At 49.2% G+C, this 25,523-nt stretch carries 23 protein-coding genes and 1 tRNA gene; 9 read left to right on the top strand and 15 right to left on the bottom strand.

Going from position 1 to position 25,523, the window contains the following annotated elements; all coding sequences use genetic code 11:
- Positions 1 to 150: 150 nt before the first annotated feature.
- Both SD425_RS03785 and SD425_RS03780 read left to right on the top strand, forming a co-directional pair.
- Entirely contained in the window at positions 151 to 765 is a 615-nt protein-coding gene (locus SD425_RS03785; RefSeq protein ID WP_324675580.1) for a hypothetical protein, read from the top strand.
- A gap of 28 nt (positions 766 to 793) precedes the next feature.
- The gene (locus tag SD425_RS03780; protein WP_324675578.1) at positions 794 to 2,008 is read left to right on the top strand and encodes a class I SAM-dependent methyltransferase; all 1,215 of its coding nucleotides are present in this window, start codon (positions 794 to 796) and stop codon (positions 2,006 to 2,008) included.
- 36 nt (positions 2,009 to 2,044) lie between these two features.
- Here SD425_RS03780 and SD425_RS03775 read toward each other — a convergent pair whose 3' ends face one another.
- Entirely contained in the window at positions 2,045 to 2,644 is a 600-nt protein-coding gene (locus SD425_RS03775; protein WP_324675576.1) for a DNA-3-methyladenine glycosylase, read from the bottom strand.
- An 80-nt stretch (positions 2,645 to 2,724) separates the two neighbouring features.
- Positions 2,725 to 3,024, bottom strand: coding sequence for a hypothetical protein (locus SD425_RS03770; RefSeq protein WP_324675574.1), 300 nt, complete (start codon positions 3,022 to 3,024; stop codon positions 2,725 to 2,727).
- A 225-nt stretch (positions 3,025 to 3,249) separates the two neighbouring features.
- Between SD425_RS03770 and SD425_RS03765 the strand changes: the two genes are divergently transcribed.
- From SD425_RS03765 to SD425_RS03755, 3 genes are all read left to right on the top strand, one after another.
- Positions 3,250 to 3,597, top strand: coding sequence for a hypothetical protein (locus SD425_RS03765; RefSeq protein ID WP_324675572.1), 348 nt, complete (start codon positions 3,250 to 3,252; stop codon positions 3,595 to 3,597).
- Between the two features lie 27 nt (positions 3,598 to 3,624).
- Complete coding sequence (locus SD425_RS03760) at positions 3,625 to 4,197, top strand: AraC family transcriptional regulator (RefSeq protein ID WP_324675570.1); 573 nt, start codon at positions 3,625 to 3,627, stop codon at positions 4,195 to 4,197.
- A gap of 117 nt (positions 4,198 to 4,314) precedes the next feature.
- Complete coding sequence (locus SD425_RS03755) at positions 4,315 to 5,706, top strand: hypothetical protein (protein ID WP_324675568.1); 1,392 nt, start codon at positions 4,315 to 4,317, stop codon at positions 5,704 to 5,706.
- 11 nt (positions 5,707 to 5,717) lie between these two features.
- On the opposite strand, the gene SD425_RS03750 is transcribed toward SD425_RS03755, so the two are convergent.
- Positions 5,718 to 6,350, bottom strand: coding sequence for a hypothetical protein (locus tag SD425_RS03750; protein ID WP_324675566.1), 633 nt, complete (start codon positions 6,348 to 6,350; stop codon positions 5,718 to 5,720).
- A gap of 20 nt (positions 6,351 to 6,370) precedes the next feature.
- Here SD425_RS03750 and SD425_RS03745 point away from each other — a divergent pair, with 20 nt between their 5' ends.
- Positions 6,371 to 8,692, top strand: coding sequence for a B12-binding domain-containing radical SAM protein (locus SD425_RS03745; RefSeq protein WP_324675564.1), 2,322 nt, complete (start codon positions 6,371 to 6,373; stop codon positions 8,690 to 8,692).
- Positions 8,693 to 8,709: 17 nt separating this feature from the next.
- Here the strand turns inward: SD425_RS03745 and SD425_RS03740 are convergent, their stop codons facing one another.
- Complete coding sequence (locus tag SD425_RS03740; protein WP_324675561.1) at positions 8,710 to 9,744, bottom strand: hypothetical protein; 1,035 nt, start codon at positions 9,742 to 9,744, stop codon at positions 8,710 to 8,712.
- A 150-nt stretch (positions 9,745 to 9,894) separates the two neighbouring features.
- Positions 9,895 to 10,431, bottom strand: coding sequence for a GNAT family N-acetyltransferase (locus SD425_RS03735; protein ID WP_324675559.1), 537 nt, complete (start codon positions 10,429 to 10,431; stop codon positions 9,895 to 9,897).
- Positions 10,432 to 10,926: 495 nt separating this feature from the next.
- On the opposite strand from SD425_RS03735, the gene SD425_RS03730 reads away from it, so the two are divergent.
- Both SD425_RS03730 and SD425_RS03725 read left to right on the top strand, forming a co-directional pair.
- Positions 10,927 to 10,999 (top strand) — tRNA-Gly (locus SD425_RS03730).
- 615 nt (positions 11,000 to 11,614) lie between these two features.
- Positions 11,615 to 13,054: a DUF6575 domain-containing protein gene (locus SD425_RS03725; RefSeq protein ID WP_324675557.1), complete on the top strand. Its 1,440-nt coding sequence runs from the start codon at positions 11,615 to 11,617 to the stop codon at positions 13,052 to 13,054.
- 169 nt (positions 13,055 to 13,223) lie between these two features.
- Here the strand turns inward: SD425_RS03725 and SD425_RS03720 are convergent, their stop codons facing one another.
- On the bottom strand, positions 13,224 to 14,642 hold the full coding sequence (locus tag SD425_RS03720) for a Fic family protein (RefSeq protein WP_324675555.1): 1,419 nt from the start codon (positions 14,640 to 14,642) through the stop codon (positions 13,224 to 13,226).
- Positions 14,643 to 14,799: 157 nt separating this feature from the next.
- Here SD425_RS03720 and SD425_RS03715 point away from each other — a divergent pair, with 157 nt between their 5' ends.
- Positions 14,800 to 16,743, top strand: coding sequence for a hypothetical protein (locus SD425_RS03715; RefSeq protein WP_324675553.1), 1,944 nt, complete (start codon positions 14,800 to 14,802; stop codon positions 16,741 to 16,743).
- A 102-nt stretch (positions 16,744 to 16,845) separates the two neighbouring features.
- Here the strand turns inward: SD425_RS03715 and SD425_RS03710 are convergent, their stop codons facing one another.
- The 9 genes from SD425_RS03710 to SD425_RS03670 all read right to left on the bottom strand — a co-directional run bounded on the left by SD425_RS03710 (position 16,846) and on the right by SD425_RS03670 (position 25,295).
- Positions 16,846 to 17,190 carry a hypothetical protein gene (locus tag SD425_RS03710; protein WP_324675551.1) on the bottom strand — a complete coding sequence of 115 codons (345 nt, stop codon included), beginning with the start codon at positions 17,188 to 17,190 and terminating at the stop codon, positions 16,846 to 16,848.
- Between the two features lie 49 nt (positions 17,191 to 17,239).
- A complete protein-coding gene (locus SD425_RS03705; protein WP_324675549.1) occupies positions 17,240 to 17,743 on the bottom strand; it encodes a hypothetical protein in 504 nt (167 codons plus the stop codon).
- Positions 17,744 to 17,813: 70 nt separating this feature from the next.
- Entirely contained in the window at positions 17,814 to 18,245 is a 432-nt protein-coding gene (locus SD425_RS03700; RefSeq protein WP_324675546.1) for a hypothetical protein, read from the bottom strand.
- 927 nt (positions 18,246 to 19,172) lie between these two features.
- Complete coding sequence (locus tag SD425_RS03695; protein WP_324675544.1) at positions 19,173 to 19,550, bottom strand: HNH endonuclease; 378 nt, start codon at positions 19,548 to 19,550, stop codon at positions 19,173 to 19,175.
- A 537-nt stretch (positions 19,551 to 20,087) separates the two neighbouring features.
- Entirely contained in the window at positions 20,088 to 21,020 is a 933-nt protein-coding gene (locus SD425_RS03690) for a hypothetical protein (RefSeq protein ID WP_324675543.1), read from the bottom strand.
- Between the two features lie 17 nt (positions 21,021 to 21,037).
- Positions 21,038 to 21,319 (bottom strand): helix-turn-helix domain-containing protein, encoded by a 282-nt coding sequence (locus tag SD425_RS03685; RefSeq protein ID WP_324675541.1) that lies wholly within the window; start codon positions 21,317 to 21,319, stop codon positions 21,038 to 21,040.
- A gap of 95 nt (positions 21,320 to 21,414) precedes the next feature.
- Complete coding sequence (locus SD425_RS03680; protein ID WP_324675538.1) at positions 21,415 to 22,458, bottom strand: hypothetical protein; 1,044 nt, start codon at positions 22,456 to 22,458, stop codon at positions 21,415 to 21,417.
- An 18-nt stretch (positions 22,459 to 22,476) separates the two neighbouring features.
- Positions 22,477 to 23,835, bottom strand: coding sequence for a site-specific integrase (locus SD425_RS03675; protein ID WP_324675536.1), 1,359 nt, complete (start codon positions 23,833 to 23,835; stop codon positions 22,477 to 22,479).
- Between the two features lie 323 nt (positions 23,836 to 24,158).
- On the bottom strand, positions 24,159 to 25,295 hold the full coding sequence (locus SD425_RS03670; protein WP_324675534.1) for a sialidase family protein: 1,137 nt from the start codon (positions 25,293 to 25,295) through the stop codon (positions 24,159 to 24,161).
- Positions 25,296 to 25,523: the final 228 nt, after the last annotated feature.

Genomic DNA, 25,523 nt, shown 5'->3' with positions numbered 1-25,523 from the left:
CCGAATCAAGGATTAGCACCGTCTTTGCATTATTAGAAAAAGCCTATATGACAGCAGTCAGAACGTATGCCTCGCGCGCTCTGTTCTAATGCATCAGCGAGTTTTCTATCACTCAGCAACTCCTAGTAAGCAGTTGCTCTTTGCAAGTTTATGCCCTCTTTTTCTCTACTGACGGCCACGCTTTTTGGTCGCCGCATCACCTTTTTGCTGCCATTCATATTACTCTTCGGTGCTGCTCGTGCGCAGACGAACATCACACATCATCCACTTGTTAGCATAAGTGCAGAGGACAAAACCAGAGGATTGAATGGCCCACAGTCGAACTTTTATTTTTCTTTAGATGGTAGTGAAGACTACCAAAATGCTGGTTTTTTTGGCCAACGAATTAGACCATACCTAGCTTATAATTCAGAGGCGCTCAGTTATTTGAATGACTACCGGCGGCAAAAAACCTTATTGATCGGAGAGCGACTGATCTTTGTTAGCGCAGTTGCTTTCTATGGTCAACAGGTATTAGCTGGCGATAAACAAGTCTATCTCACTACGAAGCAGCAAGTGGCCATAGGGGTAGCAGCAGCCAGCTTACTGGCTAACGTGTTTATCTCGCGCAATACAAGTCACTACTTTCAACGGGCAGTAGAAGAGTATAATAGTGATCTTCCGACCAGCTATCATAACTTGCTGCGCCGACTTTCGCCCACGGCTGTTGGTGTAGTGGCTCCCACTGGGCAGCCGCAGCTAGCAATCCGTTGGAGTTTGCGCTAAATTTGCGTTTTTTTCGTAGGAGTATTTCATGGAATTTCCGCTCCCAGCAGCGGCTCGGCAGTATGTTGCCGATCACCTGCATGAAGACCCCGTTCAGTTGGCGCTACAAGCGCGCCGTTTCCCTAGCTTGCCGGTACCCGATCTGGTGCGCCAGATCCAGGCACGGCAGAAGGCCCGTACTAAGCTACCTGAATGGGCCAGCAACCCAGACTTAATTTTTCCACCAGCCTTATCGGTTGAGCAGGCATCCTCCGCTCGCACGGCAGCTTTCAAAGCTAGCTTGGTAAGTGGTCAGCGCCTCGCGGACCTTACCGGGGGCTTCGGAGTCGATGCTAGCTACTTCGCTCGTCAAATTCCGGAGGTCCATTACGTCGAGCGTGATCCTGCCTTGGTGGCGGTAGTTCGTTACAACTTAGAGCAGCTCGGCCAAACAAATATTGTTTGTCACGCAAGCGACGCAGTGAGTTTTTTGAAGAGCACGGATCAATCATTTGACTGGCTATATCTTGATCCTGCTCGCCGTAATACGGCAGCACGTAAGATTTACCGCTTACAGGATTGCGAGCCAGATGTACTGCGTATTATGCCCTTGCTATTGCACAAAAGCCAGCGCGTGCTGCTGAAGACTTCTCCCATGCTCGATATTGAACAAGCATTGGCAGAATTGAAGCAAGTACGTCGGCTATGGGTGATAGCTGTGGACAACGAATGCAAGGAAGTGCTGTATGAGCTTGGCCCAGAGCCGGCAGTGGACCCAGAGCGCTTCACGGTGAATTTGCTGCGCAATGGCCAACAGCAGGATTTCCGGTTGAATAAAGCACGCGAAGCACGCGCCATTTCGCGCTTCGCCGACCCACAGCAGTATCTCTACGAACCCAACGTAGCCATTCTCAAGGCTGGTGGCTTCCGTAGTATTGGCAATGCTTTCGAGTTGTTAAAGCTGCACCAGCATAGTCACCTCTACACTTCCGACATACTACGGCCAGAATTCCCGGGCCGTATCTTCCGCATCTTGGCTACCGAGCGCTACGCGGGTGAGGCTTTGCGGCCACACCTAGGTCCAGAAGCCAGGGCGCATGTTACCACTCGTAATTTCCCTGATTCAGTAGCTGAGTTTCGGAGCCGCACGGGCATCCGAGAAGGCGGAGACCTGTATCTGTTTGGGACTACCGATCTGCGTAGCCGCCCCATCGTGCTTGTGTGCGAACGGATGATACAGCCTATCAGCCAGGCAGCTGAGTAGCAAAGATCCAGTGCCATAAGTAGCTTCGCAGCGAAGCTACTTTGCTGGGCTAGTCCATTTACTGTTCTTTAACCGAAATCGCCAAGGTAAAGTCGCATCATCGCCCGCGTAATCGATTCCAACCCGCGGACTAGCAATAATCAATTCATCGGGGATAGTTTCGTCGTAATCTTCAATCCAGATTATGTCACCCACTACGCTGGTACCGTAGTATGCCGTTGTGATACCTAGGGCTTGCGTAACTAAGCCAGGTCCTGCCGTGAGCTTGGAAGAAACTTTAGCTAGCCCACGACGCACCAGCATTTCAGGAATACCTTCAACCGGCTCAATAGCCCTGATGAGCACGGCATCGGCTTTGCCGACTTCGTTGGTGATGATATTGAACAGCGCATAACGGCCGTAGATCAAATACACGTAGGCAACGCCGCCAGCTTCGTACATGATGCGTGTACGCTTGGTGAAACGACCTAGGTGCGAGTGGCATGCTTGATCGTTTATGTGCGCATACGCCTCCGTCTCAACAATGCGGCCGCCGGTAAGTACCCCGTCAATGTTCGTGAACAGATACTTACCAATCAGGCTACGAGAAATCTGTACTACATCAGGTTGTTGGTAGAAAGTAACAGGAAGCTTCATAGGAGCAATCAACAATAAAATGAACAAGGCCTCTTTTCTGGTTGAAAGAGGCCTTGTTGCTTTCGAGTATTTTTTGACTGCTACTTCTGTTGCGTTTGCGGCTCATCCTCGAGGCCGTCATGGTTACGGTCGTGGGCATCGGCCGCATGGTCGTAAAGCTGTTTTCCTGTTGGACGCTGTACCGAGTCGGGACGAAGCCCAGCGGTAGTTGAGTCAGAGCCAGCAGAGGCAGGGCCCTCCTGCATAGGTGCATCAGACTTGCTAGTGCCGCGTTCCACGTTGGTATCTCCTGAGTCGGTACCGGTGCTACAGGATGCTAATGAAGCTACGCTCAACAAAGAGGCAAAAGCTAGGGGACGAAACGAGTGAGAGAGTTTCATACGAGAGAGACTAAAGCTGAATAGGAATATCTGCAAATAGCCTCTACGGCTGATTAGCGCAACAGTTTTTGCGTAGTACCTAATTCAGCTTTTGCAACGCAAATACCTAGGGAGACTCAAAGGCGTAAATCAAGCTACGAGAAATACGAAAGTGTTGTTCTTGCACTAGTCTACTACCGTTTAAGACGCTGAGCAACTACTATATTTGCCATACTCTCAGCTATTATGATTCGCTTTTCTTCTCTTTCTACTAATTACCAAGTGTGGTTGCGTCGCATAGCAATACTAGCTGGTGTGAGCTTTGGACTGGCCTTGCTGCTCATAGGATATCTGTTCGGCACTAGCGACGCATTCTTCTCTCGGCTATTTGGCGCCTTTTTCGTATTTTTCTGGCTGCTGGCAGTTACTTTCCTTGGCGTAGTACCTTTTATTAACTGGGCAGCGGCAAACTGGTTTGGTAAGGGTTGGCGAGCAGTACCTACTGTATCCTCCGGCCGTCGTATTCGTACTACTACTGCGACTGGCAATTCGACCAGCCGGAAAACAACTAGCACCGCAAAACGGTTGAAGTAACACCGTACTACATAATTACAATCGCCCGTGAAAACAACCTTGCTTCATATCAAAAATATGGTGTGCCCGCGCTGCGTTGAGGCGGTACGCCACCTTCTCGAACAAGCTGGCTACAAACCTACCAACGTCCAGCTAGGCCAAGCACAGCTTGATCAGGCTACGCCGGTCGATCCGGTGGCAGTAGCCCCACTGCTGCGCGAAGCAGGTTTCGATGTACTTACGGGTCGCGCCGAGCAACTTACCGAACAGATTAAAGGCTGCCTGATTGAGTACCTAGAGCATTTACGCACAGCACGGATGCCGCTTACTACTTCTGCTTTCCTAACGGATCGGTTTGCTGCTACTTATTCGCACTTGAGTAAGGTATTCTCCCGCACCGCTAATCTCACAATCGAGAAATATTTGATTCGTCTGAAGATTGAGCGTGTAAAAGAGATGCTGAGCTACGGCGAGCTAACTCTTAGCGAAATTGCTGATCAGATGCGTTACAGCAGCGGCCAGCACCTTAGTAATCAATTTCGACAAGTAACAGGTCGCTCGGTAAGTGAATTTCGGCGTGAGCTCATGCCAAAGCGTTTAGCCCTCGACGAACTAGCGTAACCTAGCTTTCTATCGGCAGCAGAACCTTATACACCCTGAAGCCGAATTGCATACAACCCCCAGGAGGCGGTCGGAGTTGTAGAAGAATATTCTTCTACAACTCCGACCGCCTCTTTTATGCCCTTACTGAGACTCTTTGTATTCGCGCTACTGCTACCAACGGTAGTTTCTGCGCAGCACATGCACAATGCTACGGCTGACACCAGCCAGCACGGAGGTATGCACCAATCGGGCATGCACATGGGCGATTCGAGCATGGCGCATGGCGACCATGACATGCACGACATGAATATGTCGCACGCATATTCGCGCTATTTGCCTATGTCGCGCAACGGTTCCGGTACGGCTTGGCAACCCGACGCTACACCCATGTACATGTGGATGCAACACAAGGGTCCGTGGATGCTCATGTACCACGGGGCCGTGTTTGGGCGCTACACAAACCAAAACATCGGGCGAAAAAATGGGCAGCGTGGTGGTAGTACCCTCGACGCACCTAACTGGTTTATGACCATGGCTCAGCGCAACGTAGGCCAACGGGGGCTGCTGAATCTCACCCTAATGGTTTCGCTGGACCCACTCACAGAAGGCAACAATGGTTACCCGCTTCTTTTTCAATCCGGTGAGGCGTACAAGGGAAACCCGTTAGTTGACCGTCAGCATCCTCACGACTTGTTCTCTGGCTTAAGCGTTGGTTATACACACGCCTTTTCTCAAGACGTGGACATGACCTTGTACCTAGGTTATCCGGGTGAGCCAGCCGTAGGTCCCACTGCTTTTATGCACCGCATCTCGGCCATGTCGAACCCCGATGCGCCCCTGAGCCATCACTGGGTAGATGCGACGCACATTACTTTTGGAGTAGCCACCCTAGGTGTACGCTACAAACAGTTTAAGCTGGAAGGCTCCAACTTCACGGGCCGCGAACCCAATGAGTACCGCTACGGGTTCGACCGACCTAGGTCCGACTCGTGGGCTGCTCGCCTCATGTGGAATCCGACCAATGAACTGTCTTTACAGATAGGACAAGCGTGGGTGAAAAGTCCCGAAGAGTTGCACGCCGATGAGGATGTGCAACGCACTACCGCCGGACTCATGCACAGCCGCCAGTGGGGCGATTACCACTACATTGCGTCTTCCTTCATCTGGGGTATGAACCATTACGCCTTCGGTAATGAGCACGCCGTGTTAGCAGAAACCAACATAGCGTTAGGCAAGCCTACTGTGTATGGCCGTTATGAATTTCTGCAAAAAGATGCGGAAGAACTTACAGTACCGCACACCGAAGGCACACACCCAATTTATAATGTGCATGCCTTAACCCTAGGAGCTAGCTACCGGCTAGCACAACTTGGGCAGCACGGGCCAGAGCTACACGTTGGCGCACAAGGCAGTGTCTATCGTCCGGATGATCAGCTCCGCGGCTACTACGGCAAAACGCCCGTTTCGGCTCAAGTGTATCTGCGCTTAAATGCTCCATTAATGCGGATGAGTGGCATGAAGATGTAGGTAGCCGATGATTATCGTTCTGCCTCATCGTTTCGATGCAAATCACCGATATTGTTTTGGATCAACGGCAATTCGTCAAACGTTACTTGATAGTGTTTAGGTGCGCCGAGTAAGTTAGTACCGCCACTAAACTTATTGCCTTCGATATGCACAGAAGCTTCGTACCAGCAATCGAAGAAATTTACAAAGCCCTCAAAAGTATTGCGCAAAAGTCGCACTGGGTAGCCCATCTTATTATGGCCGCCAGCTTGAAAATCCAAGTAATCAGCGAAGACACAATCTTCTATAACTAAGCCTTGCAGAAAGTAAGCAAAGGCAAGATCACACTTGTGCACATAGGAGTTGAGTAGTTCTAACGGGCGTTCAAAGCTTAAAGTAGAGCCATGCAGTTCTTCAATCCAGCAATTTTCTAGTAGGATAGGGTGCCCAAAATATGTGCTCTCAGAAGACCCAGCTAGTAGATCTAATTTGCCGATTACCCGGTAATCACGTAGTACTTCGCCAGCAAGAATCTTGTCTAATGCTACAGTAGCGGATAATGGCGCAAGCTTTTCTGGCAAGCTAATCATAATGGCGTAAGACAGTTCATGGCTTCGAAGATATGAGCTACTTGATAGGCTGTACCTTTGTGGCACCTTTGCCATAACTCTGTGGTTACGCTCCTGTGTCTATCTTCCGCATCCTGCTCATTACGCCGCCGCTAACTCAGCTTAATACGCCGTACCCAGCTACGGCTTACCTGAAGGGTTTTTTGGGCGGACGCGGCTACGCTGTTACGCAAGCCGACCTAGGCTTGGAGTTGGTACTGCGTATGTTTTCAGCGGCCGGGCTGAAGCGCGTATTCGCGGAAATCGAGCTAGGCCGGTACGAGCTCAGCGATAATGCTCGCCGCATGGTGCGCCTGCAACGCAGCTACATTACGACCATTGAGCCAGTAATCCGATTTCTGCAGAACAAAGACAACACCCTAGCTCCGCGTATTTGCCATAGTCGCTTTTTGCCCGAAGCAGCCCGCTTCGACAACATCGCAGATTTGGAAGGCGCGTTCGGCACCATGGGGCTGACCGATCAGGCAAGGCATTTGGCGACGCTTTATCTCGAGGACCTAGGCGACTTGATCAAGGAAACAGTGGGCCCGCAGTTTGGCTTTTCACGTTATGCGGAAAAGCTAGCTTTATCAGCTACCAGCTTCGAGCCGTTGTACGAGGCTTTGCAAACAGAGCCCAATCTCGTAGACCGCATCCTTCTGGAGTTGATGGATGAACTGCTGGAGCGCGTACAGCCAGATGTTGTAGGCTTTACCGTGCCGTTTCCGGGCAACCTTTACGGGGCCTTGCGTTTGGCTGGCCGCGCGAAAGCACTTCTTCCGCACACCAAAACCCTAATGGGCGGCGGGTACCCTAATACCGAGCTGCGCCAGATAAAAGAGCCCCGCTTTTTTGACTACATCGACTATCTAACCCTAGACGACGGCGAAGGCCCGTGGCTGCGGTTGTTAGAATATCTAGTCAACGAAAAAAGCCGTCGTGCAGAGCTAGTCGAATCGGCGGCAGGTGTAAACCAAGCCTCTCGTGTCCGGCAGTATTTCCAATCGTTCGACGATTCGAGTGAGCTACTCCAACACGCTCAGCAGGAGGATCTTTTAGAGCGTGCTAAGCTACAGCGCACCTTCCTGCGCAACGAGGCTGGCGAGGTTGAGTATGTCAACTTCCCGCATCCCGATATCCCGCACCCGGAAGTCGGTACCCCCGACTACTCCGACTTGCTGCTCACTGAGTACTTGTCGGTCATCGAAGTGCTGAACCCTATGCATCGGCTATGGAGTGATGGTCGGTGGAACAAGCTCACTATTGCACACGGCTGTTATTGGAAACGATGCTCGTTCTGCGACGTGACGCTGGATTACATCAGCCGCTACGAAACAGCGCCCGCAACATTACTCGTGGACCGCATCGAGCAAATTGTGCGGCAAACGGGGCAGACTGGTTTCCACTTTGTGGACGAAGCAGCTCCTCCCCTCGCCCTGCGCGACCTAGCTATTGAGTTGCTCAAACGGCGCGTCAGTATCACGTGGTGGGGAAATATTCGTTTCGAGAAGACTTTTTCACCCGACCTATGCCGCTTATTAGCAGCAGCCGGATGTATTGCCGTATCAGGTGGCTTAGAAGTGGCTTCCGACCGCCTGCTTGCCCTGATGGAAAAAGGAGTGACCATTGCACAAGTAGCCCGCGTGACGGATGGCTTCACCCAGGCTGGCATTATGGTACATGCTTACCTAATGTATGGCTTCCCGACCCAAACCGCGCAGGAAACCGTTGATTCGCTGGAGGTGGTGCGTCAGCTATTTGGAGCTGGCATTGTGCAGTCGGGCTATTGGCACCGCTTCTCCATGACGGCTCATTCGCCCGTTGGGAAAAATCCCGCCAAGTACAACGTAGCGGCTATTGGTCCTGAGCCCGGCAACTTCGCTTGGAACGACTTATGGCACGATGATCCTACTGGTGCCAACCACGAGCAGTTTGGTCCTGGCCTCGCCAAAGCATTGTATAACTACATGCACGGTGTCGCTTTGCAGGAACCACTGCAGTTTTGGTTCGATTTCAAAGTACCACGTGCTACTCTGCCGCGGCAGCTTATTCAGCAAGCTCTGCAGGAACCTAGCAAAGCTGATTCTGCTAAGCAAAATTCGCGGCTGTTTTGGCTCGGCAATTCCCCTGAGTTGCGGCTAACTGATAATAAAAAAGGACAGCGGGCGGTGCTTACTTTTTACGAACAAGCAGAGGACTTTGAAGTCAAAACCTCCCCTGTAATCGGTGAGTGGCTGCACCAACTCCTAGTGAAGCTCAGCTTCGATTACGACACTAAGGTCCTACTCAAAGAAGCGGCTAGCACATTCCCCACCAAGGCCGCTGGCCTATCGTTTGAAGGGTTCTTAGCTTCGCCTACCTGGCTGTTGTTGCGTGAAAAAGGGCTGCTCTTGTTCTAAAAAGCTAGCGTAGCTTTCTATTGCCTAGCTCGTAGCCACGTGAGTAGCTCATCTAGGTAGCCCGGGGCGGGGCGTGTCCACTCCCATTTGCCATCGGCGCGCGTACCACTTGGCAGCATCAGGTTACGATTGGCATTGGTATACAGCCGTACCGTTGCTCCCCGGCCTCCTAGCGCACTGCGCAGCCGCTTTGTGCTCTCCCGGGCGTCGAGTGCCGTATCATTGCCTCCATATACTGCCAGCACCGGAACCCGTTGGCGCGTAAGTGCCCGAAAAGGCTGTTGCGCAGCCAGTGAGCTTACGGGCACCGCCTGTATTACCACAAAGGCCGGCTTGACAGTTCCTTGCATAGCTAAGCTCAGCGCCAACGGAGCCTGTGCTCCCGCTACCCACAACCCCACGTGCAAGGTATCTACGCCAGGCGTAGCACGGAGCGTTGCTAATGCGGCCTGAGCCATTTGACCAGCTGCGGAATCAGGTGCTGTGGGTGTAGGCTGCGTAAGTAGCGTAGCAAAGCCTTGCCGTGCCAATAGATCCGCTGTTTGGCTTAAATCCGTGGCTGAATCAGGCAACAGTACCAAGGCTGTATGTTTGCGCACCGTATCGTCGGGGAGCCGCAAGGTGCTATTCATATTCTGGCTACCGTAGCGAATAGTCAACGGCTGCGTACCATAAGGCCGCGGATCAGCCTTGCCACGTCGGACAAGTAACAGCTCTGCTTGGGCGCTGTCGGTAGTAAATGTGCCGCGCCAAAAATCACCCTCTCGGATAGCCTCTATCACCGTACTACCACTCAAATTGATTTGGCCTTGGCGCTCAAAACGAAGTAAAGGGGCATTGTAGCGCAAGTTACTAGCAACAAACCCTAGGCCTTGATTATCCGGGAAGCGCAAATCTCCTTCTAAGTGCCCGGTAGCATCCTCACGTAAGTCGAGTATAGCGCGTAGCTCCGTGCCTTGGTACGTGATAGGCCCTTCGTAATGACCAGTCGGCAGAGGTCCCGCCGACCGTTCTCCCGACGAACAGCCCACTGCAACAAGCAAGCATGGCATCAGCCAAACTGCTACACGCGACAACAGGATGGAAGGAAGGCAATAGCTCAAGTGCATAGCAGGTTGGTAGATAAGGCGGGTCAAAAGTAAGCGTACCGCGCCATACTAGTAGGGCAAGCAGGAAAGCTAGCCTGCGCCCAGGGATATTAGCTACAAGCCTTTGCGCAAAATGAGGTCATTCTGTAAGTCTTTGCCGAGCATAAAATCCATGTTGCCAATAGTCTTAAAGCCAAATCGCTGGTAGAAGGCAATAGCGCGTTCGTTGCGCTCCCATACCCCCAACACAATACTCCGGCAACCCTTCGCACGGGCTTCCTCGATAATTCGGCGCATGAGCACAGCACCTAACCCCGTCCCGATCCAATCTTTCTGCACATACAAGCGCGACACCTCTAGCTGTGAATCGGCTGACTTACCCGGAGCTAGCCCAAGTGTAGACCCAAAGCGCAACTTGGCAGAACCAACTAACTCCTGTTGCATTTGCGCTAGCAAAAAAACGGTATTAGGGTCCTGCAACTCAGCAAATTGTTGTGCCTCGCCAAAGGCTTCATCCAAATAAGCCGCCATATCTTCCGGTGTATTGTCTGCGGCAAAGGTGTCGTAAAATGCTTGGCGACCGAAAGAAGCAAGTTGAGCAGCTATAGCAGTAGTACGTTTCGCAACGGTGATTTGGAGCGGAGAAGACATTGTTAGGAAGTTTACTAAGCGGTTCAAAGGTAAAACCTCCACACTTTCGCACGAAAGCAGTTAGCTCAGTTACTGGTTTTATTTAATCGATAGTATGACCGCCTCGACGCATTCGCCAGCCTGCCCGCAACATGAAAAGCGCGCCTACTAGAATGACCATACTCAAAAAGAAACGCGGTGTGTCGAGTGTCTCCACTTGCCAATCAGCGTAAAACCCAGGTAACCGATAGAGCTGAATACCTAACAAAATCAGTCCCATCAATAGATAAAGCGTACCCCGATTGCGATTAGAAGAAGTCATATGCACGTTCTTTCAATGGTTTTATGCGTTGTACGTTAACCTCGACGCGAAGTAAGTATTGCTTTTTGGTCAACAAGCTAGCTGCACCTAATCGCTGCACCTAATCCTTGCTAAAGCACCTATACCCTTTTGGCTCGGCCTGGCAGTTGCAAATTGCTTTTTGCTGTGTATTTTTGTCAAGTAAGTACCGCTCCGCGAGAGTAGCTCAGTTGGTAGAGCATCAGCTTCCCAAGCTGAGGGTCGCGAGTTCGAGCCTCGTTTCTCGCTCATTGATTATCAGCTACTTAGCCTAAAGGCTAAGTAGCTGATTTGTTTTTGGTTTAAACGATAGTTTAAACTAGTGATTTGCTTGGCTTGCCCACAAAATTTAGCAAGCAGATTCTGTAGCTTGCACCATCAATAATATCCTCTGCTATTACAGTAATATCCTATGTGTGATAAGGATAAGCTGATGTATCAGCTTGAAATGGAAAGGCTAGAAATAACCGCGCATTGCCCTTGTGAGTATTGCCAAGAAGTAGAAAGGTTGGAGGCATTCCGTTTTATGTATGAACCCTTGACAGAAGCCGACAACTTTCTTCCACAAATACTCAAAGCAGAACGAGAAGGGCGATCAATAAGAACGTATATAGGCGAGCCATCAAAAACTTGTAATGCGTTAGGCCTCTCATTTTTTTTAAAAGCCTACCAAGCTCATGCACTGTTTAACGCAGTAAAAGGCTTCAAGAAAATGAACCCGCCGTATACATGTGTAGCAAAGTGCCTCCTAACCTCAGCTGACGGAGTAATATCAGCCCCCGAGCAAAACGGTCATTTCAACGTACATCCTTACGTAGATGCTCCTATGCAGTCTAGTTTTACTTATGATAGCTCCTTGACCGTATGATGGTAGAACTGAATGGAGCAAGCTTAAATAACTTTCCTCTTAAAGACTTCAATAGGGTTGCAGACCTCATTTACTTTGATGGTCCTCTATTAGTCCATTACACCAATCACAAAGGCCATCATTATCTATACCATTGGGTTGATAGTGATGACACGGCTAACCGTTGGCTTATTTATCGCGTAACCCAGCAGAACTTACTTAACTATTTAAGAGGCTTAGAAGAATTTAAAGCTTTATTAGAAACTACAATCAGCGAATGGGTTCTAGTAGCGGACATTAATGACGAAGGACAGCATACGTTGTTGCAGCTATTATCACTAGAAGACTTACCCGAAGATTATATACCAGAAGAGAATATTTACTACGAACTCTCATTTCCAGAATATTATAATACTTGGATTGAACAACCTATCGTAAATTCACCTGATAGCTCACAAGGTCACTACGAGGCATTACAAAATAAAGCCATATACACAAACTTAAAGCCATCTGGCAACAAACATGGTACTTCACCAGAAGTACCACAAATGGTTGATTACTTAAAAAATATCAACATCTCTTTCGTGGAATATGCTCACGTTAATTATGAAAAGAGATTTGCTAGTAGAAGCAACGACACCAAGCAGTGGAACAAGAGCATTAGAAATATAAGAGAACAGGCAGTATTGCGGGGTGTGGATTTTGGACTTGGTAGTTTTGGTGTTGCTCTTGCACCCGATTTCATTTCTAGTTTAAGCGTTCTTGATCAGGAATCATATAATTGGCTAAAAGATCTACCAAGTCGCTTCCAGACAGAAGTGATAGATATGGACTTTACTAATCCTGAATCTATTGATACTCTAAGCAACAGTTACACTTCAGATCAGCTAATACGCTTCCTAAATCCTTATCTCAAGATAATCGAAAATGAAGACTATCAAATTACCAAAGCAGATAAGCACTTCAAGTCTATAGATAAGCCTGTGCGTTCCAATGAAAAAGTACGTGAAGTACTATTTGAAAAAGTGAATAAAAATGATATACTTATCCTCGATAATCCAGAAAAAGAACTAGTAACAATAGTATTTGAGAAAAACAAAGACCAAGAAATCAGTAAAATGACACGAAAGCAGATTGTATCTAAGATAGTATCTGCAAAGCAAGTAAATGAATATACAATTGAAATCAATTCCATTGAATGGAGAGGGAAGGGATATAAATTGCGTAATCCCTTAGAACTGAAAGCAACTTTTAGTGGGCAGCAATACAAAGTAAGGGAGGATACAACTGGAATAGAAGGCGATGGCTCCACAAGTGAAGAAGCAGTAAATAAATTAAAAGAGAGAATGTTACGTAGATATGACCTCTTAAAAGGTATGATTGCAGATTTTAGAACCGATGAACAAAACAGTGATTTTGATAGACTTAAGCAAATTGTACTAGACGAACAAGTCTAATTTCATAGACAGACACCAGTATGAAGCTGGGTTTATTAGACATTTTTTTACTTCCTGTTTAACAAAAAGGCCCATGCTATCTTGCGATAGTGTGGGCCTTTTTGTTACAAATACCTTTACCCTATATTTATTATCCAACAATCAGAAAAACTACTTATCAATACCTGGCCTAAACAGAAGTATGGTTTTGCTTTCGCTTTATGGTATCCATGACTGCAACGACAAAATATCTAGTTACAGCATCTATTTCGTCTTGAGTCAGTTGTTTTGGATAAAACTTAGTCAGCATATAGCCAATAGACGTTGTCCTACCTGCCGTAATAACGTATTCTGCATTATGAAAAGTAATTGATATCATTTCAGAGAAGCTAGGCAATGGATTGGTACTGGCTTTAAAACTTTTCCATGAGTAATTTAAGGTTATTGTTCTATAAGTAGATTTCTTAGAAAATACCCCAACAAATTTATCCAGTAATAAAGGGGATGTTCCTCCGAGCCAACTATCTATAAATTGATCAACAGTTTCTTCATCATATATATAATTTCCTTCATTGGTAGCTATGGAATGAATTGAAACCTTCACGCCAGACGAAAGAAAAAGGTTATTGAGCTTACTACTGTACTCAATAACCTTCTTTAATAGTGGAAGAATAGACTTAATCAATAGTACTTCCAAGACAGGTGTTGTCAACTCTACTCTTGCTAGAACTTCGTCGTCGAAAGACGCTTTGAACAAAGCTATCTCCTTATCTAAATCGTTAGAATCAGAAATATCTTCCCCCTTTGCACCCTTCAAGTAAGTATCCAATGACCGTATAAGTCTCTCTGAAAAATACTCTAATAATGATGTATCAATACCTGCATCTGCTTGGCTAAGTGCACCATAATATTCGCGTTTTTCGCTTTGAAGAATTACAATAGGAGGATAACCAGCTTGCATTAGAATCAAATTAGATAGCAAACGTGCCATACGCCCGTTTCCATCATCAAACGGGTGAATGCTAACAAACCGATGATGAAATAGAGCCGATAGAATTAGCGGGTGTGTTTCCGCTTTATTTTCCCGATACCACACCATTAAATCGTGCATTTTAGCGGGCGTTTCCTCCGGCGTAGCATAGTAGTGGACCTCCCCCGTTGCCGTTCGCACGTGGTTTGCTGACGTCTTGTACTGGCCTAGTTGAATGATCTTTGTAGTAGCTTGTCCATCTGCTGTTTCGGCTCGAGACTCGTAAGGCTCTACCAGAATCATTACGTGTAACTCGCGAATGTCTCGCTCAGTCAACTCTGCTTCACGCTTCTGTAACTCTAGTAAGAAATTAATAGCCTCGTTATGGCCTCGGATATCTAAGTGGTCTTTTAGTGGCTTGCCTTTGGCGGTCAGACCTTCCATTAGAAATGCTACAGTTTCCCCATAGCTCAGACTGTTGCCTTCAATTGAGTTAGAATGATAATTCCAATCCAATCGATACTTCTGAAAAATACGCTGCCTTTGCTCTTCGCTGATTGGCTGTAAAGCTTCAATATTAGCCTTCAGCTTATCAATTTGCGCTAAATCGATATTAAGGGTAGAGGAATACTGTTCCATGGTTTTTATGGGTTAACAAATTGCTTTCAAACTACTTACTCTAGCGTAGATAAACGCTTATAATCAAATGCAAAGGGCATTATACATGTGACCGTAACAGCGCTCTAACCTAACTCTAAAATGCGTTTGTGCGGTCATAAATGCGTAAATTTATGGTATGGCAACACTACCATTTCCAGGCTTTAATTCTGTCCCATTAGGGGTTTCAGGCAGCGGGGATGCCACCGTTTATGGCCTAGGCACGGCACCCTTGACCATCCTCCGCCAGCAGGACGCACTACGGGCGCGGCAGCAACAACAGGAGCAGCAATTACAGGCCAAACGAGAGGCTCAGCAGGCACAGGAGTTCCGCGACCTACTATCTGCTTCTAAACTCAATGTCAACGGCTACCTGCCTTTTAAAACGCAGATTGACCAGAGCGTCCAAGCGGCACGAGAAAAGCTGAACGCCCTCTACCAAGACCCCAAGATAGATATCTATCAAAGGCGAAATGCGGTGCAGCAGCTAGAGGACCAACATAACAGTTTCGTACATGGTACCGAGGAAGTAGGCAAAATGCTCGACCAGGTGCGACAGACAGCCAAAGCTGACCCGCGCTACAACGACGCAGCCATCACAACCGACCTCTATAATAGCCTCAAAGACGAGCAAGGCAATACGGTTGACCTAAGTAAGTTCAGCCCTACTACTCTTGCGGCCACGCTGACCAACGCCAAGAACTACGACGAGACGCAGGTAGTGAAGGCCTGGCTAGATTCTACCTTCGAAGCGGATCAATCAACGCTTTCCAGTGCAGCACGGCCGGGCGGTTACGGTCAGAAAGCTCAGGCCTCATCTAACTACTTCTTGCTCGAAAATGGTCGGCTGAAGCTTGACCCGAAAACGCACCAGCCTATTCCGCGCACTGAGTTGCCCGAAGTGCAGTTGGCCGCCGAAGCAGATCCGTTCCTAAGAGGCTTGCTGGATTTGAAGCAGAGCCAATACAATGCACAAATAAAGGCCGTCGAGCAGAAAATGCGTAGCTACGAGCCCTTAACCGAGCAGGAACGGCAATTCGTATGGCAAGAAGCCAACACGCCTAAAACGCGTACAGAGTTCCTAAATGAGTTGCTGCTACCGCACGCCTACCAGCGCACGAGCAATACACAAACCTACAGCCGGCCGATTGCACCCAAAATACCGAAGGCAACCCCGAAGCAATCTGGAACAGAGGTAACGGTAACACCTACAACCGGCTACCAGGCTTCTACCTATCAGCCGGCGCCAACCGGTGCCATGCAGAGGGTGAAAAATGCAGTGGGGATTTTGCCTTCTGCTATCACTAACCACTACCCTACTGTGGGCGAAACCTTTGCCAGTGCTCGTAAGTCGTACGCTGAGGTAACGGTAGACAACCGAGGCGCCGAAGTCGTTGGACAAGATGGGAAAACGACGGCGCTAGCAGAAGGCAACGGTAAAGTGCCCATGCAGCTTGTGAGCCGTGACTATGTGCTGTATGTAGATGGGAAGCGCGTCGGCCGTAAAGAGCCGTTTGCCTCCGATGCAGACGCCTATCAGTACCTACACAAGACCATTGACGGCCTAACGACTGCCCAGGCCCGCAAGGCTGAGCTACGGGTAGAATACCGGGGTACGCTTACCGACAAGGCCAGAACGGGCAATGACGGCGCGGGCGGGCCGCCAAAGCCAACCACTAACATCAAGGCCGCCAAAGGTCAATATGCCGAGCCTTGGGCAGCAACTTCCACTACAGAAAACAGGCAGTCGGTTATTGTGCCAGCTAGCCAGACGGTAGACGCACAGCTACAACGAGCTAGCGGCGGCAAGTGGAACCCGAAACGGCTTACACCTCAACAGAACCAAGTGGTTGAAGCCTTGCAGCGCAAAGGTGGCCGCGTTGTCAGCCCTTACACGCAGACTAGTCAGCCGGCTACCACGTCTACCATTTCCCAAGGGGATAAATATTATTCCCATGGCGGTAAGAACTACAAACTTATCGGCAAGACAGATGAACTGGGTTTCGGGGGCGGAAGCTCGCAGCCCTCTACCAAAGCGGCAGATACCAAACCCAAACGATACAATACCGGAGGCGCCTACTAGTCCCACCACAACCCCTATAAAAAAGCCCCGGCCAATCGGCCGGGGCTTTTTGTTGTACTTCAATGCAAAATCAGGTGTAGTCAGTCGGTGCTTGATGCACCCCTACTCACCTGAGGCTGAATCTGTATTTGTATTACCGCTATCATTTACCATAAACAGCGCATTCGCCTTGAGCATCTGAATAATTGCATCTACCTCCTGCTGCTTACCTAGGCGTAGAAACTCTAATTCGACCTCATGTATAAACCGCAGACCGCCCATGACATATGCGGCCAAGTAGAGCCTAGTGGCGAGCATTGAGGCCAACGCATCTATTATCGCTTCATCCGGTGGGCTTTCAAAAACCTCTGGCTTATTCTTAGCTAAGGTTTCTACGTAAGTCAGCAGGCCTAAGTAGCTGGGGTAGTCCTCGATGAATTTCAGGTATGATTCGGGTGTTTCAGCCATTGTCGTGTTGTTAGTTTGGAGGGAAGTCATTCATTGAATAAGTAGGTAGCTAGGATGCTTCCCTGTATAGATGCTCAAAGGGGCCTTTTTCATCCCAGGCGCCATAGTTGCGAGTTAGCCGGACAACAACCCACATTTCCAGAATAGTGCGCGCGCGGCGTTGCGTAGGTACGGCTTCGCTATCGTCGTCATCCTCAAAGCCGACAATAGGGCCGCCGTCCTCAATACTGTTGTGAAGCACGCGCATGAAATGATTGGCCTTAAACTCCTGAAGCCATTCATCCGCTTCGTATTGCACTAGGAGCAGGCACACGTTACCAAACTTCGGCTCGCCCCAGTAGTTACGCTCTAGTGGACGTACCACAACGTAGTCACCTGCTTGCTGGTAGGGAGCCAGCGCGCTATTTGGCACTCGATATACTTCGCAACCCGCAGCCCGCTCAGCATCGCTAAGAAAGACGTTTTGAGCTTGGTAGCGAGTAGGCCCGACAGGAAAATACAGCTCGTCTTCTACAGCACTTGGTTGAGTGGGATTCATTTGAGATACAGACATGACGCAAGCGGTTTTGAAGTGAAAAGATGATAGTAGACCGTGCCACGAGTTAGTCCGGTCCTACCAGCACTTAGTTAGCTGAGGGTGCCAGCTTAGCACCTAGCTTATTCATGACACAGTTGAAGTTGTGTACTAGGTAATCAGTACCGAATAGGCTCTTGGCTATGCTTTCGGCGCGCACGTCTGTGTATTGCGCCGATGCAAAATTGTTTTGGCTCGCTAGCAGAATGGCACAGGCCACTGCGGTGTAGTTGTAGCTAGCGGTGAAGGTGTTCTGCTGAGGGTGGCGGCGGAAGCCATAGAACTTGTGAGCGGCCAGCATAACGGGTGAAGGCTCAGCGTCATACACGATCTTGATCTGTGGGCTCATGCCGCACTTGGTAATCTCAGCACCGAGCAACGTAGCCAGCAAACGATCTTCAAAAAGGCGAACAGGTTGGGCGCTGGTGAATGTGGACGAGCCTACATACTCGAAGCGGGGTTGAGTGACAGTAGATAGCATGGCAGCAGTAGTTGATTGAAAGGCAAGTGACTGCTCAAACATAAGCGACAAGTACTGAATAATATAATATTATTTCATGTTAATTATATGTATATTAATCACTTAGCGAATAATATTCGCTAAATTATTCAACTTATTTGTGTGTCAGCACAAGCGCATAGCGGAGTGGGGTGCCCCTAATTATTTGGGGTACACGGTCCTAGGATTCGGTTTCGGATCAACATTGACACCGGGGCCTTTCCTGCCATGAGGTGTCCTCGTGTACCGCGCTCTTATCAGAATTAGGCACTCACGATGGCCTGTAGGCTTCGCAGGTATCTTTTCACTACTAGGCGCCCATGGAAGGTCAAGCCTAGCCCTTGGCGGCCGTGAGGCTCTCGTTTTCGGTACACGAATCCCTTCTGAATCAACTCGCGCCGATGTGCCCGTAATAACGTAGGGGCAAACAAGCGTGTAGCGTCAAATTCACCGGGCGAAACTGTTCCCAGCGGAGTTTTACAGGCGTCGGCTAGAGCTACCAGTGTGCGTACTTGGGCCGGTTTGAGCTTATAGCAGCCTGCTATCTCTCTCTCTACTTGCCTTATACTCACTGCCAGTAATAGCAGGCTTTCTTCACTGATAGTCAACATCTTGCGTTTGGTGGTTTTATTCAGCGAATAAGCCTAGCTTATTTGAGCAGGTAGGCGTGCTAAAGGCTGATTATACGAGAAAAGTGGCGGGTTCTTAACCTAAGCTCGGCTACCTTTCCGCTGGCTTTGTGTAGGAGCCAAGCATGTTGGCTGCTGTTTTATCTACCTGGTTATCAGCACACTAAAAACACTCAAATAAGTAGAGCTTATATAGGGATTCCTACTTAGTAGGCGGTTGACAATAGGCCCAACACTAGTCAGATGCCTATTGTCTTCCTGTACCGCACTCTCATTGAAATTACGCGGCCTGTTTTTGCAGTTGACTAGTAGATGGAATAAAGCCATAACCCACTGCGGCGGGCCTTCCCTTATAGCCTTTGCAACGATTGCTTATAGTTACGACAGCAACGCCCAGGACAGCAGCGGCAGCCTTCATGGTGGTAAACGTACCAGCTGGTGTCACATATAAGCCATACATGCTTTGGGCGGGCCACATTCCCGAGGCTATCGTGTGTTCACTTTGCTCTTTGTAGGTAGCCCATTCTAAGTTGTCTGCTGAATTTCGAAGTTTATTACCATCGATGTGATTTACGGTAGGCTTATTCTCTGGATTTGGCAAAAACCTAATGGCTACTAAGCGGTGAATTAACCAGTTCCGCCACTTGCCGTTATTCATATGTAGCCTTGTCATCAAGTATCCCTTATTGATAGGTGCCGGCCTCATTAGTCTAGGCCTCTTTCCGCACGTTGATAGCACTGAGCCACACGGGGAAACATAGTAGCGACTAGCGTTAGCTATAGAGAAGTAATAGCGGCCTTCATAGTAGAGGCATTGGGCATTTTTGGGTGAAATGTGCATAGGTCAAAGGCAAGGATGGGCCGGGGTGCCGTTTTCAGGCTCCTAGCATGATTGTTTCCGTATGTGTTGGGGATTCTAAGGGAGGCCTAGCCTGCACCTTGTTGCCAGCACCGCTCTGTTGCGAGAGTCGGTGTATTCAATAGGCGCCAAATTGCGCCGATTACAAGTCGCGCTCTATGTACTCAGGTGTGTAGACGACTGCGAACCTTGACGCTCCGCTATGGGCCATACTCCGCTCGCGCTACGCATGGCGACACACTCATTTAGGCTTGTGTGCGGGGTGACTTTCTTGCCCTTTCTGGGGTGATGCACAGGAGGGGATTTCCAACTGATTACAAGGGGTGTAAACTCCCCTCACTTTTGAACATTGGCTACTGGCTCAGGCGACGGCAGCAGTTCATTCAATTCGCGAGCAAATACTTGATCGTAGAGATGTGGTTCGCGGCGCTGTTGTAGCAAAGCCTGGGCGCGGCTTCGGTTACGCTCGTAGGTGCTACGCGGCAGGGTCTTGCGCATAGCTTCCCAAAAAGCTGTATCCGTTGCCACGTGAAGTAGGGTCGCTTCAGCAAGTGAAAGGCCGTTGTAGTTCATTAGTTGGTGTCGTTGGGTGCACTCCCATTGTTTGACTAGATCATTAGCAAGGGCCTCTAATACCTGTGGCTCATACAAGTTTGCTAGCGTCAGCTCTGGCAAGCCTGTAAGGCGCTGCAGTATCTTCGCCCGTTGGTAAGCTATTTCGTAGCGCAGTAGATGCGGCGGGCCATCTGGCGACAGCGGGCGCCCCTGCAATCTGTTGTACTCACCCTTATCATAGAACTTCAGTCGCCGCTCTGTATGGTATGCATTGTAGAGCAGTGGCCTAGTTGCTTTGCTAGGTGGATCCGTAGCCGTAAAAAGCGCCTTTTGATGGCTCATCAGGCCAGCTAAGAACTCTTTAGGTGATTCGGCCAAAGGCAAGTTTACACCCGCTTCTAGGCGGCTGATTTGTAGTTGCTCTGGCGGCAGATCGACGGCCGAAGCCAAGTCAATGCAAGCAGCTTTAATCTCTTGCGCCGTGAACCTGGCGACATTGCTTCCTTGAGCGAAGCTCTGCAAGGAGCCTTTGCCTTGAATCTCGCCCGTTGCATAGAAGTAGTCCAAACGAAAGCCACGATACGCCGATCTAATTCGCCCGCGCTCGTCAGGCTCGCTAGTAGCTTCATAAAAGGCAGGCGAACGGCTCAGGCGGTGTACCGATACATGGTCGTTGGGGTCGATTTTACCCCTAAAGCGTGTCTCATCTATCACGATGGTAACGCCAAAGCTTAAACCTCTTTACGTTCGGCGCGGTGCCCGTCTTGTATCCACTGTAGCAGCTCGGCGCGGTTGAAGCTTAAACGGTTGCCGCGCTTCATGTGTGGCACTGCTCTTTCTGATACAAGCGCATAGATGCGTGGCTTGCTCAAGCGTAGCACTTCTTGGGCTAGCTCTATGCCTCCTACTTGGGGCAAGGGAGATTGGAAGGTGCGTAGGTATTGCAGCACCTCTAGTTGATTAGCCTCTATCCGGCTTAACTGAGCCCCTAGACTCTCAAATGGATTGCTCATTGCTTACCGCTGCTTTACAGTAGGCGGTGTTACCTACTTCACTAGCGATATGCAAATGAGGCAAAACCTATGCACCACAACCGGTTCCGAACCGGTTACTTTAACTTATTACGAATAGTGATTAGATGCTTATCAGCTACAGCCTGTTGTGCGGAATTGAGATATTGCTTAATGTATTGTATATCCTCGATAAGTCCATGTAGTTCTCGTCTAGTAGTGGTTTTGATAATATCATCTTCTGTTCCCCAACGGTCTACTAGTTTACTCATTACCTTGCCTATGTTGGCCCCCTTTATACCATAACGCTCTGCAAGTGCGGCAGCTCCCTTAGGAGAGCCGATAACATCTCCCAACCCACCAAGGTAGACGTGTAGGATAATGATTCTACGGCGTGGCGCCAACATCTTAGGGTCGCTTTCTGGTGTTAGGCTACTATGATCAATTGCGTTGCTTGCTACCAGAGGGTCATGGCCGGTAACGTAATATTTAGCTATCTCGCGAGATGTGGGATACGGCAACTTAAGCCTATGGCGAATTGCACAAAGGCGGTGCTCTGTATTAGCTATCCACTCAGTAGCCTCTTCCTCCGTCACTAATCGCGCATAAGCTTGACGTATATTCTCCTGTGCAGTTCCTAAGACGTCCCACGCAATACGATCAACTAGTTTAGAGCTGTCAAAATCATCCACGGCCATATCTTCGGGTTCTTCACCTACCCTTAGCCGATATTCTTGTTGGTATTGTTTGTAATAATCTACCTCCCTAAAAAGCTCAACGGCATCCTCCTCACAGGCTGCCAGGGTATCTATATCTACTAGTTCCTCTTCTGGCACTTCCTCTTGCTCGGACATAGCTCCATCATTTACACGCGAAGCTCTAACCCATTCCTTGAAAGATACCCCTTCAAGGCGCCGGCCTATTCCTTTCCCGCGAAATGCTAGTAGTATTTGTGTTAAAAGCCTTTTTTGCTTCCTGTCTGATAATTTAATCAATGCGGAGCTTACCTCACTCTCAAAGTGAATTCTAAGAGCATTTAGTTTGTCCTGCATCGCGACGGCCTCGCTAATACAATTAATGGACGTTTCTCGGTATTCAAGAACGTTCTCAATGAATGGGGCGGCATATGGATCATTAAGCATAGAGCACAAGTAGTTGAATTATAGTAATCCCTCAAAAGCATTATCTACTAAATCAGAAGCAAAAGAGTCAAGGTAAACAGCCGTAACGGCCTCTGACTTATGACCCATTGCCTGTGAGATAATCCCTGTAGCATACCCGCCCATCTTCAGCGTTGTAGCAAACGAATGCCGCGCTACGTAGGTAGTTAAGGGTGTAGCAATGCCAGCCTGTTCTCCCAATTGCTTGAGGTCTTTGTTTACTTGTCCCAGCACCTTATGCAGCCGGTTTTTAATTTGCGTTGGGGTAGTGTGCTTTTTTGAATCCAGCACGGGAAACACATAGCTATCAGGTCCGGCGAACGTATGCGGGCGGTAAGAATCTATGACAACGGCAGCAGGAGCTAGTAAGCGTAGCGAGAACTTGCCCCCTGTTTTTTGCCGCACATAGCTCAGTCGTTGCGTCTCACCCGTGCCGTTTATGTCTTTCCATCGGAGTTGCGCCAAATCGACAAAGTTGATACCCGCACAGTAAAACGAAAACAGAAATACATCTTTGGCTAGCCTTTGTCGGTCGCTCTCTGGCTCCTGCGCTTCCAGCTTGCGTAACTCCTCGCGAGAAATGGCACGCTTTGCTGTGCTCACGTCGAACTTGCCAACGCTGAACTTGTGCTTCTCGGCTACAGTACGAGCAAATGGGTAGCTGTCCGCTTTAGCTACTCCTGCTGCAATTGCTTTGTTCAGCACTGCTCGTAACGTGCGGAAACGCAATGAGAGGGTAATTTCTTCTACCCTGGTGGCACGCAGCGTGGCTTCCCATTCATTGCAGAAGTTTACAGTTACTCTATCAAACGGAATGTCGTATTTCTGCACCCAAGTAGCCTTATCAGCCTCTTGCCCCTTCCCTAATGGCGGATCCGGCGCGTTGTATTCAGCTCCTATGAACTTAGCTAGCTGACTACCCAGGTCGCGGTACACGGTTGCGTTACCTATTTGCCCGGTCTTTACTAAACCCACTGCCAACTCCTCAATGTAAGCCAGCAGCTTAACGCGTCGCTGGGCTTTGCGGCCCTCAATAGCTTTGGCTGCAACGGCCGGCGCGTCGTGCTGCTCGTCGGCCTCTGCTAAGCTCTTAGCGGCCTCCTCGTATTTGGTCTGCCATTCTTTCAAGTCTAGCAGTAACTTCTCTCTTGCCTTCTCGGGATAACTCCGGCGTATTTCCTTCTTTTCAGCATTCCAATACTTCGGATGTAGGCTCAAGCCGGTCGCCAAGTACTTTAGCTTCCGATTCTTGGTAATGCGTACCATGAACGGATGCGAGCCATCTGCCAGCGTCTTCTGCTTGTAGTACACAACCTTCACTGTAGCCTTCCCCTCCTTGTGCTCCGTTGTCCTTGTCATTCTGTTTAAACCGACGCTGGTTTAAACGTCGGTTTAAACAAATCTAGTAAAAGACCTTATATCGACAATAGGCAACAATGAATAAATCTTTGTTTAAGAGCACATAACAGCATTTTTAACAGAGCACCGCATTGACCTATTATGCCATACCCATTGCTTCCCAAGCTGAGGGTCGCGAGTTCGAGCCTCGTTTCTCGCTCATTATAAATAAGCCCCTTAACAGTGATGTTAAGGGGCTTATTTGTTTTTGCGATCTATCCTTGTGATTGCGGTAGCGTATCAAACTTACTCTATCTTCTGACTATCAAGAAGATTACGAAGAGCTAAAGCTTCTTCTTCTTGACATTACTTTTACTGCTCTTAACCCGTTTTATAAGCTCCGTGCTAGGTAGTGGCGCCGTGTGGTAAAAGGCGTGGCAGGCGTTATCTTCAAACTTCAGCGCTATCTCTAGCACAGTTAGGCCATCGGCAGCGGGAATTAGTTGAGAGCTATAGTTGGGACAAGGGTTGTCTTTGGCTTCAGCCACTGGGACAGGAGCCGGTGCTTCCTGCCAAAGCCCCTCTCCATTTTGCTCGTTGATCATGTACACCTGCCCGTTGTTGGCTGCTACAGCGTTATCAGTGTTGTTGAGCAACAATTGCCCAATGGCTAACAGACGACCCTGTGGGTAGCCAGGCATAGGAGACCAGACTACTGTAGGCGCATGGGCAAAGTGATGACCCGCCGTTGATTCAATGCGCGTACCAGGGTCGGCCGGATTGCCCCAAGCTAGGCCATCGGAGGAGCGGCGGATATACGCGTCGCAACCCATGCCGCAGATTTCGTACGTCATCACGTACGTTTTATCGGGCAGGCGGCGCACGATGGGCATTCCCGGCCGCTTGGCGCCGTCAGGTATTCCTACATCCAGCACTTCTTCACCCCAAGTCAATCCTCCGTCGGCGGAGACTTTATGGGCTAGCATCTGGTTGTAGCCACTGGCCTTTCGCTCCTCACTAGAGTAATAGACTACCAAACGTCCTTGAGCATCTACGCCAAACTCCGGTTCCCAGAGTCCGATGAACCCACTTACGGATGTTGAGAAGAAACTCCAGCTATGTCCGCCGTCAGTACTATGGTAGAGACGGATGGAACATGGTCCGCGTCCGCCCTGGTCTGTACCTACTGAAGTAGCCCAAAACAGAGTACCTGCTGCTGTAGCCCCAAGGGCTTGCGGCACTTCCCAAAGACTGCTACAACAGTTGCGGGGTGGCGTATTTTCTGTTACGTCGGCGAGGTGCTGCCAAGTACGGCCATTATCAGGGCTTTCGTAGATAGCACCCGTCTTACCCACATCAAAGCTAGCCAAGAGCCGACCTGGAGTCTGCCCTTGCGTTAGGCGCACCACCCGTGGGTAATACGTGGGGCGACTAATTGGCATTTTGGTTTGGGCACGGGCAGTATCGGAAATGCTAAGCAATAGCCCTATAGCTAGTCTCCCATTCACAAAGAAGGTTCTCATCTTAGTCATCGTCCTACTTACCAGTGGGTTTGAGTTGCGGTACACGAATGAAGACAAGCTACTCAAAGTTGGGGCGCCTTCTGCGTCCTGAATCAACATCTCTCCTACTAATAGAAGGGCGAACTAGCCTTTTTTATGAAGCTCAACCTAGGTGAGTTCTTATGCGCTTTCTACCCTCCTACTTAC

This window comes from Hymenobacter sp. GOD-10R (assembly GCF_035609205.1).
Classification (GTDB): domain Bacteria; phylum Bacteroidota; class Bacteroidia; order Cytophagales; family Hymenobacteraceae; genus Hymenobacter.
Note: the sequence above shows the minus strand (reverse complement) of the source record. Positions and strands in the feature narration are given on the sequence as shown.

Bases quoted from the DNA above. Each gene is read 5' to 3' on its own strand.
- SD425_RS03785 (WP_324675580.1), top strand. From the start codon at position 151: ATGCCCTCTTTTTCTCTACTGACGGCCACGCTTTTTGGTCGCCGCATC.
- SD425_RS03780 (WP_324675578.1), top strand. From the start codon at position 794: ATGGAATTTCCGCTCCCAGCAGCGGCTCGGCAGTATGTTGCCGATCAC.
- SD425_RS03775 (WP_324675576.1), bottom strand. From the start codon at position 2,644: ATGAAGCTTCCTGTTACTTTCTACCAACAACCTGATGTAGTACAGATT.
- SD425_RS03770 (WP_324675574.1), bottom strand. From the start codon at position 3,024: ATGAAACTCTCTCACTCGTTTCGTCCCCTAGCTTTTGCCTCTTTGTTG.
- SD425_RS03765 (WP_324675572.1), top strand. From the start codon at position 3,250: ATGATTCGCTTTTCTTCTCTTTCTACTAATTACCAAGTGTGGTTGCGT.
- SD425_RS03755 (WP_324675568.1), top strand. From the start codon at position 4,315: ATGCCCTTACTGAGACTCTTTGTATTCGCGCTACTGCTACCAACGGTA.
- SD425_RS03750 (WP_324675566.1), bottom strand. From the start codon at position 6,350: ATGGCAAAGGTGCCACAAAGGTACAGCCTATCAAGTAGCTCATATCTT.
- SD425_RS03740 (WP_324675561.1), bottom strand. From the start codon at position 9,744: ATGCCATGCTTGCTTGTTGCAGTGGGCTGTTCGTCGGGAGAACGGTCG.
- SD425_RS03735 (WP_324675559.1), bottom strand. From the start codon at position 10,431: ATGTCTTCTCCGCTCCAAATCACCGTTGCGAAACGTACTACTGCTATA.
- SD425_RS03725 (WP_324675557.1), top strand. From the start codon at position 11,615: ATGATGGTAGAACTGAATGGAGCAAGCTTAAATAACTTTCCTCTTAAA.
- SD425_RS03720 (WP_324675555.1), bottom strand. From the start codon at position 14,642: ATGGAACAGTATTCCTCTACCCTTAATATCGATTTAGCGCAAATTGAT.
- SD425_RS03715 (WP_324675553.1), top strand. From the start codon at position 14,800: ATGGCAACACTACCATTTCCAGGCTTTAATTCTGTCCCATTAGGGGTT.
- SD425_RS03710 (WP_324675551.1), bottom strand. From the start codon at position 17,190: ATGGCTGAAACACCCGAATCATACCTGAAATTCATCGAGGACTACCCC.
- SD425_RS03705 (WP_324675549.1), bottom strand. From the start codon at position 17,743: ATGTCTGTATCTCAAATGAATCCCACTCAACCAAGTGCTGTAGAAGAC.
- SD425_RS03700 (WP_324675546.1), bottom strand. From the start codon at position 18,245: ATGCTATCTACTGTCACTCAACCCCGCTTCGAGTATGTAGGCTCGTCC.
- SD425_RS03695 (WP_324675544.1), bottom strand. From the start codon at position 19,550: ATGAATAACGGCAAGTGGCGGAACTGGTTAATTCACCGCTTAGTAGCC.
- SD425_RS03685 (WP_324675541.1), bottom strand. From the start codon at position 21,319: ATGAGCAATCCATTTGAGAGTCTAGGGGCTCAGTTAAGCCGGATAGAG.
- SD425_RS03680 (WP_324675538.1), bottom strand. From the start codon at position 22,458: ATGCTTAATGATCCATATGCCGCCCCATTCATTGAGAACGTTCTTGAA.
- SD425_RS03675 (WP_324675536.1), bottom strand. From the start codon at position 23,835: ATGACAAGGACAACGGAGCACAAGGAGGGGAAGGCTACAGTGAAGGTT.